The sequence below is a fragment of the Bradyrhizobium sp. USDA 4369 genome (assembly GCF_054056435.1).
This window is the reverse complement of record NZ_JBSRYH010000001.1, coordinates 798,359-813,001: the sequence shown is the minus strand read 5'-3', so window position 1 is coordinate 813,001 and position 14,643 is coordinate 798,359. Positions and strand designations below refer to the sequence as shown.

Below are 14,643 nucleotides of genomic sequence, written 5' to 3'. Positions count from 1 at the left end.
GCGCCGCTCCTCGTTGCAACGCACACAGGTCGATCATACCAGGCGCGCACCGCGCGTCGCCGCGGGCGTGGCGTCACGCACCGACTCGCACCGCGCCTCCCGTTGAATTGGGTCGCCCTCGCTGACGCAGTTCGTGCGCAACGACCCGCAATTCGTGCGATTTCACCGCCCTCCGTGCCGGCTTCGTTGCGCAACCGGTGAACCCGGTCGACTCTCCACGGCAACAGCGCGATGCGCCCGTCTTCGTCCTTCGCTCTCGCAGCAAGAACAAGCGCCGGCCGTTTCAGCGCAAGGCCAAGCCGACAAGGCAAGCCAGCACAGGAGGAAACGCCATGATTCCAGGTCCGTTCGACTATCACCGGCCGGCGAGTGTCGGCGACGCAATCAAGCTGCTCGCCGATCTCGGCGACGAGGCCCGGCCGCTCGCCGGCGGCCACAGCCTGCTGCCGATGATGAAGCTGCGGCTGGCGACCCCGGCGCATCTGATCGACCTGCACGGCATCGCCGGCCTGAAGGGCATCTGCCGCGACGGCGGCCGCATCGTGATCGGCGCGATGACCACGCAGGCTGAGCTGCTGGCGTCGGCCGAGGTCGGAGAGAGCCTGCCGATCCTGAACGAGACGGCGCTCCTGATCGCCGATCCGCAGGTGCGCTACCGCGGCACGCTCGGCGGCAATGTCGCCAATGGCGATCCCGGCAACGACATGCCGGCGCTGATGCTGGCGCTGGATGCGAGCTATCGCCTGGAAGGTCCGAACGGCGCCCGCGAGGTCGCGGCGCGTGAGTTCTACCAGGGTGCCTATTTCACCGCGCTCGAGCCCGGCGAGATCCTGACCGGCATCAGCATCCCCGTTCCGCCTGCCGGTCACGGCTACGCCTATGAGAAGCTGAAGCGCAAGGTCGGCGACTACGCGACCGCGGCGGCCGGCGTGGTGCTGACCATGGCCGGCGGCAAGGTGGCGAGCTGCGTCATCACGCTGACCAATCTGCACGAGACGCCGCTGCTGGCGACCGGCGCGGCGAACGCCGTGATCGGCACCACGCTCGATGACGCCGCGCTGAAGGCGGCCGCAAGCGCGGCGCGCGCGATCATGCAGCCGGCCTCCGATGCGCGTGGCCCGGCCGAGTACCGCACGCATGTCGGAGGCATCATGGTGATGCGCGCGCTGCAGCGCGCCGCGAGCCGGGCGAAGTAGCGGCGTTTGCCGACACCTTGGCACTGCATGCGGTGCAGCCTCGCCACCCGGCGAGATCTCTCTTCTCCCTCCCCCTTGTGGGGGAGGGGCGGGGAGGGGGGGTAGCCCCAGGCGAAACTGCCGCCGTGGACCCCCACCCCCCAACCTCTCCCGCTGCCGACAACCGCTGCGCGATTGCGGCGTGGGGGAGGGGAGCGCACCGACAGCGCGGCTGATACTTCGGCCCAAAATTGCAAGAGTTATTCAGGGAGCACCGAATGCCCAAAACCCATATCACGATGAAGGTGAACGGCAGCGAGGTCGAGGGCCTCGCCGAGCCGCGCACGCTGCTGGTTCATTTCCTGCGCGAGCAGGCCCAGCTCACCGGCACCCATATCGGCTGCGAGACCAGCCATTGCGGCGCCTGCACGATCGACATCGACGGCATGAGCGTGAAGAGCTGCACCATGCTCGCGGTGCAGGCCAATGGCGCCGAGATCACCACGATCGAGGGCATGGCCAATGCCGACGGCACTCTGTCGCCGCTGCAGGAAGGCTTCCGCATGATGCACGGCCTGCAATGCGGCTTCTGCACGCCCGGCATGATCATCCGCGCGCATCGGCTGCTGAAGGAAAATCCGTCGCCGACGGAAGCCGAGATGCGCGCCGGCATCTCCGGCAACATCTGCCGCTGCACCGGCTACCAGAACATCGTCAAGGCGATCCAATACGCCGCCGCCAAGATCAACGGCGTGGAATTCCAGGAGGCCGCGGAATGAACGACATGACTCCCACGCGGGAACAACGCGAAGCCGCACTCGAAGGCATGGGCTGCCGGCGCAAGCGCGTCGAGGACATCCGCTTCACCCAAGGCAAGGGCAACTACGTCGACGACGTGAAATTGCCGGGCATGCTGCATGGCGACTTCGTGCGCTCGCCGCATGCGCATGCACGGGTGAAGGCGATCCACACCGAGGAGGCGCTGAAGGTGCCCGGCGTGCTCGCGGTGATCACCGCCGAGACGCTGAAGACCGTCAACCTCGCTTGGATGCCGACGCTCGCCGGCGACGTGCAGATGGTGCTGGCCGACGGCAAGGTGCTGTTCCAGAACCAGGAGGTCGCCTTCGTCGTCGCGACCGACCGCTATGCCGCCGATGACGGCGTCAACAAGGTGGTGGTCGAGTACGAGGCGCTGCCGGTGCTGGTCGATCCGTTCAAGGCCATGGACCCAGATGCGCCTGTCCTGCGCGAGGACCTCGCCGGCAAGACATCGGGCGCGCACGGCCCCCGCAAGCACCACAACCACATCTTCGAATGGGCGATCGGCGACAAGGACCTCACCGACGCGGCGTTCGCCAAGGCCGACGTCACAATCAAGGAGATGATCTCCTATCACCGCACCCATCCGTCGCCGCTGGAAACCTGCCAGTGCGTCTGCGCGTTCGACAAGATCAAGGGTGAGCTGACGATCTGGGGCACCTTCCAGGCGCCGCATGTCATCCGCACCGTGGTTTCGCTGATCGCAAAAATCCCGGAGCAGAAGATCCACGTCATCGCGCCGGACATCGGCGGCGGCTTCGGCAACAAGGTTGGCGCCTATCCGGGCTATATCTGCGCGGCCGTCGCCTCGATCGTCACCGGCAAGCCGGTGAAATGGGTCGAGGACCGCATCGAGAACCTGACGGCGACCGCGTTCGCGCGCGACTATCACATGACCACCGAGATCGCGGCCACCAAGGACGGCAAGGTCACCGGCCTGCGCGTCCACGTGCTCGCCGACCACGGCGGCTTCGACGCCTGCGCCGATCCGTCGAAATGGCCGGCTGGCTTCTTCAACATCGTCACCGGCTCCTACGACTTCCCGGTCGCGCATCTCACGGTGGACGGCGTCTACACCAACAAGGCGCCGGGCGGCGTCGCCTATCGCTGCTCGTTCCGCGTCACCGAGGCGGCCTATTGCATCGAGCGGGCGATGGACATTCTCGCGCAGAAGCTCGGCATGGACCCGGCGGAGCTGCGCCTGAAGAACTTCATCAAGCCGGAGCAATTCCCCTATCACTCAGCGCTGGGCTGGGAATATGATTCCGGCGACTACCACACCGCCATGCGCAAGATGATGGAGAGCGTGGACTATGCAGGCCTGCGCAAGGAGCAGGCCGAGAAGCGCGCGGCATTCAAGCGCGGCGAGACCCGCGAGATCATGGGTATCGGCGTCTCCTTCTTCACCGAGATCGTCGGCGCCGGTCCGTCGAAGAACTGCGACATCCTGGGCATCGCGATGTTCGATTCCTGCGAGATCCGGCTGCACCCGACCGGCGCCGGCATCGCGCGCATGGGTACCAAGAGCCAGGGCCAGGGCCACGAGACCACCTGGGCGCAGATCATCGCCAGCGAGATCGGCATTCCCGCCGACAACATCATGGTGGAGGAGGGCAACACCGACACCGCGCCTTACGGCCTGGGCACCTACGGCTCGCGCTCGACCCCGGTTGCGGGTGCAGCGATCGCGATGGCCGCGCGAAAAATCAAGGCCAAGGCGCAGATGATCGCGGCCTACAAGCTCGAGGTCCACGAGGACGATCTCGAATGGGACATCGACGGCTTCCGCGTCAAGGGCCTGCCCGAGAAGGTCATGTCGATGAAGGATATCTGCTGGGCGGCCTACAATTCGGTGCCGCCGGGCATGGAGCTGGGGCTGGAGGCGGTCAGCTATTACGACCCGCCCAACATGACCTATCCGTTCGGCGCCTATCTCTGCGTGATGGATATCGACGTGGATACGGGCGTGTACAAGGTCCGGCGCTTCTATGCGCTGGATGATTGCGGCACCCGCATCAACCCGATGATCATTGAGGGCCAGATCCATGGCGGCCTCACCGAGGCCTTCGCGATCGCGATGGGTCAGGAGATCCGCTACGATTCCGAGGGCAATGTCGTCACCGGCTCGTTCATGGACTTCTTCATGCCGACCGCCGTCGAGACGCCGCATTGGGAGACCGACTTCACGGTGACGCCCTCGCCGCATCATCCGATCGGCGCCAAGGGCGTCGGCGAAAGCCCCAATGTGGGCGGCGTGCCGGCCTTCTCCAACGCCGTCAACGACGCGTTCTCATTCCTCGGCGCCACCCACATCCAGATGCCCCACGACTTCTGGCGCAACTGGCAGGCGGCGAAGACCCTCGGCGTGGTGGTGTAAACTCGACCCTCGTGCACCACCGTCGTTGCGAGGAGCGAAGCGACGAAGCAATCCAGAGTCCCACCCGAGGCGCTGGATTGCTTCCGCCTACGCCCTGCGGGCCTTGGCGGACACGTTGCTCCGCTCGCAATGACGAAGAGAGAATGGAGTCGTAACGGCATCGGCAGTGCGCTCCCTCGCCCCGCTTGCGGGGAGGGTCGGGGTGAGGGGGACTCTCCGCACGACCGGTTTCGCGGAGAGCCCCCCTCACCCGGATCGCATCTGGCGATGCGATCCTCACCTCTCCCGCAAGCGGGGAGAGGTGAGGATCTTCATACGCGCCGAGCCCGATAGGCAGAATTACCACGATGAAGACCCGCGACGACATCGCCAAATCCCTCGCGGCCAGCGGCTACATCGCCGATGGCGAGCTGGCGACGGCGGTTGCGCTGATGCAGCTGTTGAAGCGGCCGCTGTTGCTGGAAGGCGAGGCCGGGGTCGGCAAGACCGAGGTGGCCAAGGCGCTCGCCGCCACCCACGACACCGAGCTGATCCGGCTGCAATGCTATGAAGGCCTCGACCAGAGTTCGGCGCTGTACGAATGGAACTATCAGCGCCAGCTGCTGGCGATCGAGGCGCATCGCGGCCATGCCGAGGCGATCGAGGACCAGATCTTCTCGGAAAAATATCTGCTGGAGCGGCCGCTGCTGGCGGCGATCCGCCGCGCCGTGCCGCCGGTGCTGCTGATCGACGAGATCGACCGCGCCGACGATGAGTTCGAGGCCTTCCTGCTCGAATTGCTCTCCGACTTCCAGGTCTCGATCCCCGAGCTCGGCACCATCACGGCGACCAGCATTCCGCATGTCGTGCTGACTTCCAACGGCACCCGCGAGCTGTCGGACGCGCTGCGCCGGCGTTGTCTCTATCATTATGTCGACTATCCGGATGTCGATCGCGAGGCGCGCATCATCCTGACGCGGATCGGCGGCGCCTCAGCCTCGCTCGCGCTGCAGATCGCGCTGATGGTCGAAGGCTTGCGCAAGGAGGAGCTGCGCAAGGTGCCCGGCGTCGCCGAGACGCTCGACTGGGCGGCGGCGCTGGTCGGGCTCGACGTGCGCGATCTCAAGGATCAGCCCGAGCTGGTGCATGACACGCTGATGTGTCTGCTCAAGACGCATGAGGACCGCGCCCGCGTCACGCGCGAGGTCACGGCGCGGCTGCTGGGGAAGGTCGCATGAGCTGTTGTGGCGCCACACCTGACCATGAAGACCTCGACGCGGTGGCGCGGCTCCTTGTAGGCCGCCTCGGCGCATTTGTGAAAACGCTGCGTGACAATGGCTTTGCGGTCGGACTGCAGGAAGGGCAGGACGCTGCGGCGGTGATGGCCGCGGGCTATGCCGGCAAACCTGGCCTGTTGCGCTCGGCGTTCAAGCATTTGTTCGCGGCGCGCAAGAGCGAATGGGATCGTTTCGACGGCCTGTTCGATGCGTTCTGGCTCGGCAAGCGCGTGCGCTCGCGATCGCTGGTGTCGGGCGCCGCGCCGGCCGCGAACAGTCCATCGTTGAAGAGCCTGCGGGACGCCAATGCGGGCCAATCCGGCCCGCAGAGCGCGACGGATCAGATCCCCTCCGACGACACGCCGCGCGACGCCGGCGGCGAGGGCGTGCGCGAAGGCGCCTCGCGCGTCGAGGCGATCAACGACACCGACTTCCGCAGGCTCGCCGATCCCGACCAGGTCGCGCTGGCGCATGAGGCGGCGGCGCGGCTCGCCAGGGTGATGCGGACACGGCTGACGCGGCGTGATCAGATCAGGCGCAAGGGCTGGAGGCTCGACCTGCGCCGCACGATTCACCGCAACATCAGCCATGGCGGCGTGCCGATTGCGCTGGTGCACCGCCGCCGCAAGTCCAAGCCGTTGCGGCTGGTGGTGCTGCTCGACGCCTCCGGCTCGATGAGCGCCTATACGGCGGTGTTCCTGCGCTTCATCCATGGCGTGCTCGACACGTTTCGCGAGGCCGAGGCGTTCCTGTTTCACACCAGGCTCGCCTACGTGTCCGATGCGATGAAGGAGAGGGACGCGGCGCGCGCGCTCGACCGGTTGTCGATGATGGCGCAGGGCGCGGGCGGTGGCACCCGGATCGGCGAGAGCCTGCAGACCTTCAATCGCTGGCACGCCGCGCGCGTGATCCATTCGCGCAGCTGCGTGATGATCGTGTCCGACGGCTACGACACCGGCGATCCGGCGCTGCTCGGCCGCGAGATGGCGCAATTGCGCCGCCGCTGCCGCCGCATCGTCTGGCTCAACCCGATGCTCGGCTGGGACGGCTACGCGCCGGAAGCGCGCGGCATCAAGGCCGCGCTGCCGCATGTCGATCTCTACGCGCCGGCGCACACGCTGAGTTCGCTGGCGGCGCTGGAGCCCTATCTGGCAAGGTTGTGAGGATGCTGAACGACCTGATTGATCTGAGTGCGAGGCACTCTGCTACGGCATCGGTACGACGCTCCCTCCCCCCTTGTGGGGGAGGGTTGGGGAGGGGGGTATCCCGGCGGCGGTGCAAGACGCCCCCCTCCCTAACCCTCCCCCACAAGGGGGGAGGGAACAGACCGTCGATGTCGCCGCAGCGTGCCCTGAACGTGCGTCCGAGGTGGCACCGATGACCACATCCTCAGAACTCCTCGATCTCGCCGCGCAGTTGAAAGCGGCCGAGGAAAGTTTTGTGCTCGCCACCGTCGTGCGCACGGTGTCAGTGACCGCTGCGAAGGCCGGAGCCAAGGCGATCATCCGTTTCGATGGCACGATCGTGGCGGGGTGGATCGGCGGCGGGTGCGCCCGCGGCGCGGTGCTGAAGGCGGCGCGCGAGGCGCTGGCCGACGGCATCCCGCGCATGATCTCGGTGCAGCCGGACAATCTGCTGGCCGAGCTCGGCGTCAGACCTGGCGAGACCCGCGAGGGCGTGCGCTTCGCCGCCAACATGTGTCCAAGCCAGGGGACCATGGACATCTTCATCGAGCCGGTGCTGCCGCATCCGTCGCTGGTCATCTTCGGCGCGAGCCCGGTCGCGCTGTCGCTCGCCGCTCAGGCGCGGCCGCTCGGCTATCATGTCACGCTGGCGGCGCCGGCCGCCGACCTCCTCGCGACACCGGAGGTGGATGTGTGCGTCGATGGCTTTACGCTGGAGCAGCCGGCCGGTGGCGCCCGCTTCATTGTGGTGTCGACGCAAGGCAAGGGCGATGAAGTCGCCCTGCGCGCCGCGCTCGGCTGGGCTGCGACCTATCTCGCTTTCGTCGGCAGCCGCCGCAAGATGGACAGCCTGCGCGACAAGCTGATCAAAGACGGCATCGACGCTGCGCTGCTCGACAGGGTGAAAGCGCCGGCGGGGCTCGATCTCGGCGCCATCACGCCGGAGGAGATCGCGATGTCGATCCTCGCCGAGATCACGCTGACGCGCCGGCGGGGTCAGCGCGGCTGAAGCAAGCTCACGGCGTCAGCGGCAGATCGAACGTCACCTTGACACCGTCGATGGCGAAGTCGCGCGTCACCTCGCCCTTCAGTGCCGCGCCGAGAATGCGTTCGAACAGCAGCGAGCCGAAGCCGTTGCGCGCAGGCGGCGCGACCGGAGGCCCGCCGCTTTCCTGCCAGGACAATTTGAGCCGGCCGTCGTCGCCCGTCCAGCTCAGCGCCACCCGTCCCGCATCGTTCGACAGCGCGCCATATTTCACCGCATTGGTGATCAGCTCGTGCAGGCCCATCGAGAGATAGAGCGCAATCCCCGGCGCAAGCTGCACGGCGGGACCATCGACTGCGACGCGGTCGCATTGCAGCGGCGCGAGCTCGGCCTGGACCAGGTCGTCGAGGCCCAGCGCCTCGCGACCACGATCCAGCGCCAGCGCGTGGCTGCGGGTGAGCGCGGCGATGCGGCCGCGCAGCACCTCGCCGAACTCGGTCAGCGCGGTGTCGGCGCGGATGCTGAGCGCGATGACGCTGTCGACCAGCGCGAGCGTGTTCTTGACCCGGTGATTGAGCTCGTGCACCAGCACGCGCTGATGCTGCTCGATGGTGCGTCTGCGCGCATTCTCGGTGCGTAGCGCGATCTCGTCCATCACGATCTCGCTGAGCTCGGTGAGCTGCGCGATATCCTCCTCGCTCCAGGGACGCGGCACGTGATCGATGGCGCAGAGCGCGCCGATCACCTCGCCGCTCGGCAGCTTCAGTGGCACGCCGAGATAGGCGATCACGCCGAGGTTCGGCACCGCGAGATTGTCCTTCACCAGCGGATGTTGGCTCGCGTCGACCACCACCAGCGGCTGCGCCGTGGTCACGACATGCTGACAGAACGAGTGGCTGAGCGGCGTCTCGCGCAGCGACGCCCACGGCTCGCACAGGCCGACGGAGCTCTTGAAGAACTGCCGGTCGCGGTCGACCAGTGCGATGATCGATGCGGGCGCAGCCAGCAGCCGTGTCGCAAGCCGCGTCACGCGATCGAAGCCGGGCTCGGGCGGTGAGTCGAGCAGCTCGGTCTGCAACAGGGCAGCCAATCGGTCTGGCGCGGAGGCGTCGCGATCGGACGTCATGCAACTTTCGTCGGTCTGGCGTTCAGCCGGTGATGGATCTGCACGACGAGCCGAACGGGGCGCCAATCCGAGCCGGTCGATCGCGCGGGCACAGTGGTATTCGGCTGGAACGAAGCCGGCACAGAAACTCTTTGAAACCTTTGAAGATGATCTTCCCGCGCGTCAAGCGCGCGAGCGAATCCCGGTTCCATTTGGGTAACCATGGAGCGGAACATGGCTTGACGAAGGCGAACGGCGTGCGCGCCGCAAATTGTCCGCGATCCGTTCTCCATCGCGCGGAATATGCGCCGTCGCGGACGCAATTATGGCCAATCGTTCGTCAACCGCCCTTGACTGCACCCGCCGTCAGCCCTGCCACGATCTGACGCTGCGCGAAGACCGTCAGCAGCAGCACCGGCAATGTCACGATCAGGGCCGCTGCGGCGAGCGGGCCCCAGGAGAGCTGATCGAACGAGATCATGTTGTAGACCGCGACCGGCAAGGTACGTGTCTCGCGTCCGGCCAGGACGATGCCGAACACGAAATTATTCCAGGAGAAGATCACCGCGAGAATGAAGGCGACGGCCAGACCCGGCTTGGCCACCGGCAATGCGACGTGACGGAAGACCTGCCAGCGCGTAGCGCCGTCGATCCGCGCGGCCTCCTCGAGTTCGATCGGCGTGGTCTCGAAATAGCCGATCATGATCCAGATCACGATCGGCACGGTGACGACGAGGTGGATGATGATCTGTGGCCACAGGGTGCCGAGCAGGCCGAGCCATTGGAACAACAGGAACAGCGGGATCAGGTAGGACAGGCCGGGCGTGATGCGCGCTATCAGGATCACGATTGCCGATTTATGCGCCGCCATGCGGGCGATGCCGTAGCCGGCGGGCACGCCGACCAGCATCGCCAGCGCGGTGGCGCCGCCGGTCACCAGCAGGCTGTTCTTGAAATAGGTGAAGAAGCGGTTGGACGATAGCACATCAGTGTAGTTCTTCCAGGCGAAATGCTCCGGCCAGAACACCGGCGGATAGGCCGCATTGTCGACCTCGAACTTCACCGACAGCGAGATCATCCAGAGGAAGAACAGGATTGCCGGCGAGACGATGAGGAACACGCCCAGCGCCAGCCCGAGCCGGCCGAGGATGGTGTGCGCGCTCATGTGTCGGTCCCCAGCGCATTCCACTGCGCGCGCCGGCGCAGCACCAGCAGCAATGCGGTCAGCGCCACGATCAGCGCGAAGAACACCACCGCGATCGCCGAGGCATAGCCGAGGTCGTAATAGACGAAGGCGACGCTGTAGAGATAGAGATTGATGGTCTCCGACGCCGAGCCTGGACCGCCTTGCGTGATCGCAAAGATGATGTCGAAGCTCTTGATCGCGTCGATGGCGCGGATCATCGCGGCTATGAACAAGAACGGCATGATCAGCGGCAAGGTGATGTAGCGGAACATCTGCCAGGTCGAGGCGCCGTCGATCTGCGCGCTCTCATAGGGCTCGGTCGGCAACGAGGCGATGCCGCCGAGCACGATCAGCATGACGAGCGGCGTCCATTGCCAGGTTTCGACCAGCACCAGCGACGGGATCACCGTGCCCGGATGAAACACCCAGAGCTGCGGCGGCAGGCCGACGAGCGACAACAGATAGTTCAATATGCCGAGCTGCGGGTGGAACATCATGGTCCACACCAGGGCGATCGCGACCGGCGTCGCCATCATCGGCATGATGAATAGCGCGCGCAGCAGGCCGCGCCCCGGAAAGCGCGCGTGGAAGACGACGGCAGCCAAGGTGCCGAGCACCAGCGGCAGCAGCACCGACAGCGCCGTGTAGGACAGCGTGTGCCCGACCGACTCGACAAAGCGCGGATCGGCCGGCAAGCGCAGATAGTTCGAGAGCCCGACGAAGGCCGTGGGCGAACCGACCTTCCATTCCTGGAAGCTCATCCAGATCGTGAACAGCCAGGGAAAGATGATCACCGCCAGCACGGTGACCAGCGCCGGCACCACGAACGGCCAGTAGGAGGGCGGCCGCAATGCGCGTTCCGGCGCGGCGGCCTCGCTCGCCGCGCCGGAGACCTGCTCGACGATCGTGCTCACGCTTTCTCGCTGCGCTCCAGGATCGGGCGGAACTGTTCGTGGGCCTTCTTCAGCTCGGTCGCCGGATCGGCGCCTGACAGCGTGGCGGTCAGCGCCGCGCCGACCAGGTCGCGGAATTCGGCCACCGGAATGATGACGGGCAGGCCGAGCTTCGAGATCTTGCCGGAGTCGATCGCCGACTGCAGCCACTCCTTGGGCATCTTCACGCCGCCCTGGATCTCGGCATCGCCCAGCACGGAGTTGCGGAACGGCACGCCGCCGCCGGCCTGCACCAGCCGCGCGCCCTGCGCCTTGGAAACCATCCATTGGCACAGCAGCCAGGCGGCCTCCTTGTTCTTGCAGGCCGCGGGAATGCCGACGCCGTCGCCATAGGTTGCCGAATACTGCCCCTTCGGTCCGGCCGGCACCACGGTGTAGCCGACCTTGCCGACGACGCGCGAGGCGTTGGGATCTTCCAGCGGCGGCGCCCAGCCGACACCGTCGATCCACATCGCCGAGCGCCCTTGCGTGAACGAGGCCATCGACTCCATCCAGTTGAAGCCGGCGACGCCCGGAGGCGCGCATGTGGTCAGCAGCTTCTGATACAGCTTGGTGGCCTCGATCGCCTCGGGACCATCGGTCTGGATGTTGCCCTTGGCGTCGAGGAATTCGCCGCCATAGTTCAGGAAGAAGTTGGTCCACAAGGTCATGTTGGCGTTGCGCAGGCCGCGGCCGACGAAGCCGAAGGTGCCGTCCTTGGGATCGGTGAGCTTCTGCGCCGCCACCACCATCTCGTCGAGCGTCTTCGGCACCTCGACGCTCTTCTTCGCCAGCAGCTCCTTGTTATAGTACAGGATGAAGTAGTCCACCGACCACGGCAGCGAGAACATGCGGCCCTTGTCGTTGCTGGCGTAAGTCAGTCCGGCGGCTGAGAAATCGCCCGGCACAAGGTCCGGGGCCGTGAGGTTCGGATCCTTCATGAAGTCGGTGACGTCGGTGAGCCAGCCGGCCTTCTCGAACTGCCGCTTCTGCACGTGGTAGCTGAGATGCACGACGTCGAAGCTTGGCTTGCCGGACGACAGTTCGATCACCACCTTCTGGCGCTGCTGCTGCTCGGGGATCTGCTCGGATTCCACCTCGATGCCGGTCAGGGCGGTGAATTCCTTGATGTTCTTCTGCAGATTGTCGCCGCGCGGCCCCTTGGCCAGGATCACCTCGAGCTTGGTGCCGGCATATTTCTTCCACTGCGGTTCCGACCAGGCAGGTTGGCCGGTGAGCGCCAATGCGCCCGCTGCTGCCGTGCCCGCAAGCATGTTGCGGCGCGTGATCGCGGTCATCGTGTCCTCCCCAAATGATTCTTGAGATCATTCTTGTTTGGTCGGGAAGTGTAGCGCGATCCAGCGGCGCCGCAACAGGGCGTTGCGCGATGTGCGCAGATGTCACGATCGAGCGTGACGCGATGCAGCGAGATCGCAGGCGCTTCGACTTACCTCGGAGCCTCGGCTGTGAAGTCGGCCCGCTCCAGCAGCCAGGAGGTCGCAAAGCCGGCGACCAGCCCCCAGAATGCGGCGCCGATATTCAGCAGCGGCATATCGGCCACCGTGACCAGGAAGGCGATCAGCGCGCCGAGCGAGAACCGCGTCTTGAATGCGGTCACGAACGCCGTCTGCAGCACCCGCAGCATGGCCAGTCCGGCCAATGTGGTGATCAAGGATTTTGGCGCGATCAACAGCAGCGTCGTGAAGGTCGGCGCCAGCAAGCCGAAGCCGAGCGCCAGCACGCCGACCAGCATCGCGGCGGTATAATGACGCTTGCGCTCGCCGCCGGCGACGACGATCGCGTTGGTCGGGCCAGTGAGGCAGGTCGAGACGCCGCCGACGATCGCGGCCAGCGCCGAGCCGATGCCGCAGGCCACCGTGACGAGGTTGACCGGCGGCGTGTGGCCGGCGGCGCTCAGCACGGCAAAGCCCTGGCCGTTCTGCACCACCAGCACGGTGACTGCGAGCGGCACCACGAGCTCGATCATGGCCGCGAGCGACCAGGACGGCGTGGGGATCACCGGCGTGATCAGCGCGATCTGCAGCGAGGTGCTCTGATCATATTTGCCGAACATGAAGGCCGCGAGCGTGCCGATCACCAGCGCGCCGATGATCGGCGGACAGCGCCGCCCGAGCGCGGGCAGGGCTGTCAGCACCAGCCAGATGATGACCATCGGCCCGGCGATGGCGAAGTCGGCGAGCACGGCGCGGACCAGATCGAGACCGAAGCGCAGGAACACCCCGGCCACCATGCCCATCACGATCGGCATCGGCACCAACTGCATCGCGCGCTTGACCCAGCCCGACAGCCCGAGAACGAGCATCAGCAGCGCCGTGCCGTAGAACGCACCGACCACTTGCGGGAAGGTCAGATGCGTCAGCGACTGGCCGACCAGCACGGTGCCGGGAATGGTCCAGAACAGCACCAGCGGCTCGCGGTAGCGCCACGACAGCAGGATCGTGAGCAGGCCGTTGACGAAGAACACGCCGAAGATCCACGACGCGATCTCGGCCTGCGACAGCCCGCCATTGGCGCCGACCGACAGGATGATGGCGACCGGCCCGGTGACCGCGAACAACCAGCCGATGAAGCCATGCGAGGCATAGAGCGGACCGAAATCGGCGATGATCTGGCTGAGCCGCGGCGGCGGGCTCGCGGGGCGTTCGATGGCGCTGAACATGGAGGGCAGTGCTCGGGTGTGTTCTTGTCGTTGTCCTTGGGTCGTATTGGGTGTTGTGGCCGAATGAAGCGGGCTGTGCAAGGCAGGGGGATTGCCATGTGTTGCTCCAGGTTCGCGACGACACGGCCGAAGATGTCGCGCGCAACGTCGCCGACGCGGTCGAGATGCTCTTGCGCAACGGGACCACCGTGAGGGGGGGCCGTCGTCGCTGGTCTCCGCCGTGTTTCCGCTGACCGACGCTAAACGATCAGCGAGCTTGAAGAGACACGTCGGCCAACTTGGTCCGAACGCCAGAGCCGTCTCTCAGGGGGGCGAGCAAATGCGGGGCATGCTCGGGCATCAGGCGCGTTCGGCTATGGCACGGTGCTGCCGAACATGAGCTTGGGTAACGGAGAGACTGCGAGAGCATGATCCGGAAAAGTGGAAACCGGTTTTCCGAAAAGATCATGCTCAAACAATGAAATGAGGTCTGGAATTAGCTCGTGCCGAGCAACTGGGTGTGAAACGTCGTTCGCGTGTCCTGCGTCGCATTCGGGCGTTGTCAGGCTGCCTCATCGGTCAGGAGTCTCTTGGCTGCCTGAACCAGCAATCCGGAGCGGGTGAAGCCATGGACCGCGGCATAGCGGTCGATCTGAGCCAGCACATCCTCGGGCAGCGTGACATTGACACGGACCGTTTTGGGCTGATCGATTTTCACCGGCACGAGGACGGCGACGCCGGAGCGGTTGTCCCGATCGGACATGATCTGTTCGAGCGATGAAGGCTCGGGAACGGCTTCGCCATCTTCGATCAAGCCTTCGATGTGCAACGCCAAGGCCTCTTCGGCCATGACGCGCGCGTCATCCAGAGTCGTGCCAGCGGTCGCCACGCCCGGAAGATCGGGGAACGAGACGCCGAAATGGCTGTCGGCATCCTTATGAATAAGACCGATGTAGTGCCGCATC

The 14,643-nt window shown here is 65.9% G+C and carries 12 protein-coding genes; 6 read left to right on the top strand and 6 right to left on the bottom strand.

Going from position 1 to position 14,643, the window contains the following annotated elements; genetic code table 11:
• The first annotated feature begins 332 nt into the window (after nt 1-332).
• The 6 genes from ACVIJ6_RS03840 (at nt 333) to ACVIJ6_RS03815 (ending at nt 7,820) form a co-directional block, all read left to right on the top strand.
• Nucleotides 333-1,196 (top strand): FAD binding domain-containing protein, encoded by an 864-nt coding sequence (locus ACVIJ6_RS03840; protein ID WP_456771562.1) that lies wholly within the window; start codon nt 333-335, stop codon nt 1,194-1,196.
• A gap of 257 nt (nt 1,197-1,453) precedes the next feature.
• The gene (locus tag ACVIJ6_RS03835) at nt 1,454-1,954 is read left to right on the top strand and encodes a (2Fe-2S)-binding protein (RefSeq protein ID WP_456771561.1); all 501 of its coding nucleotides are present in this window, start codon (nt 1,454-1,456) and stop codon (nt 1,952-1,954) included.
• The gene (locus ACVIJ6_RS03830; RefSeq protein ID WP_456771560.1) at nt 1,951-4,371 is read left to right on the top strand and encodes an aerobic carbon-monoxide dehydrogenase large subunit; all 2,421 of its coding nucleotides are present in this window, start codon (nt 1,951-1,953) and stop codon (nt 4,369-4,371) included. The genes ACVIJ6_RS03835 and ACVIJ6_RS03830 overlap by 4 nt, the downstream gene beginning before the upstream one ends.
• 347 nt (nt 4,372-4,718) lie before the next feature.
• Nucleotides 4,719-5,588, top strand: a complete 870-nt coding sequence (locus tag ACVIJ6_RS03825; protein ID WP_456771559.1) for an AAA family ATPase — start codon at nt 4,719-4,721, stop codon at nt 5,586-5,588.
• Nucleotides 5,585-6,790, top strand: coding sequence for a vWA domain-containing protein (locus ACVIJ6_RS03820; protein WP_456771558.1), 1,206 nt, complete (start codon nt 5,585-5,587; stop codon nt 6,788-6,790). The genes ACVIJ6_RS03825 and ACVIJ6_RS03820 overlap by 4 nt, the downstream gene beginning before the upstream one ends.
• Before the next feature lie 214 nt (nt 6,791-7,004).
• Nucleotides 7,005-7,820, top strand: coding sequence for an XdhC family protein (locus tag ACVIJ6_RS03815; protein ID WP_456771557.1), 816 nt, complete (start codon nt 7,005-7,007; stop codon nt 7,818-7,820).
• 7 nt (nt 7,821-7,827) lie between these two features.
• Here ACVIJ6_RS03815 and ACVIJ6_RS03810 read toward each other — a convergent pair whose 3' ends face one another.
• The 6 genes from ACVIJ6_RS03810 to ACVIJ6_RS03785 form a co-directional block, all read right to left on the bottom strand.
• The gene (locus ACVIJ6_RS03810) at nt 7,828-8,922 is read right to left on the bottom strand and encodes an HWE histidine kinase domain-containing protein (protein WP_456771556.1); all 1,095 of its coding nucleotides are present in this window, start codon (nt 8,920-8,922) and stop codon (nt 7,828-7,830) included.
• A 319-nt stretch (nt 8,923-9,241) separates the two neighbouring features.
• Nucleotides 9,242-10,066 carry a carbohydrate ABC transporter permease gene (locus tag ACVIJ6_RS03805; protein WP_012041993.1) on the bottom strand — a complete coding sequence of 275 codons (825 nt, stop codon included), beginning with the start codon at nt 10,064-10,066 and terminating at the stop codon, nt 9,242-9,244.
• Entirely contained in the window at nt 10,063-11,001 is a 939-nt protein-coding gene (locus ACVIJ6_RS03800; protein ID WP_012041994.1) for a carbohydrate ABC transporter permease, read from the bottom strand. The genes ACVIJ6_RS03805 and ACVIJ6_RS03800 overlap by 4 nt, the downstream gene beginning before the upstream one ends.
• Complete coding sequence (locus tag ACVIJ6_RS03795) at nt 10,998-12,317, bottom strand: ABC transporter substrate-binding protein (RefSeq protein ID WP_456771555.1); 1,320 nt, start codon at nt 12,315-12,317, stop codon at nt 10,998-11,000. Before ACVIJ6_RS03795 ends, ACVIJ6_RS03800 begins: the two co-directional genes overlap by 4 nt.
• Nucleotides 12,318-12,466: 149 nt before the next feature.
• Nucleotides 12,467-13,699, bottom strand: coding sequence for a benzoate/H(+) symporter BenE family transporter (locus ACVIJ6_RS03790; RefSeq protein ID WP_456771554.1), 1,233 nt, complete (start codon nt 13,697-13,699; stop codon nt 12,467-12,469).
• A 541-nt stretch (nt 13,700-14,240) separates the two neighbouring features.
• Entirely contained in the window at nt 14,241-14,642 is a 402-nt protein-coding gene (locus tag ACVIJ6_RS03785) for a type II toxin-antitoxin system HicB family antitoxin (protein WP_456771553.1), read from the bottom strand.
• Nucleotide 14,643 lies beyond the last annotated feature (1 nt).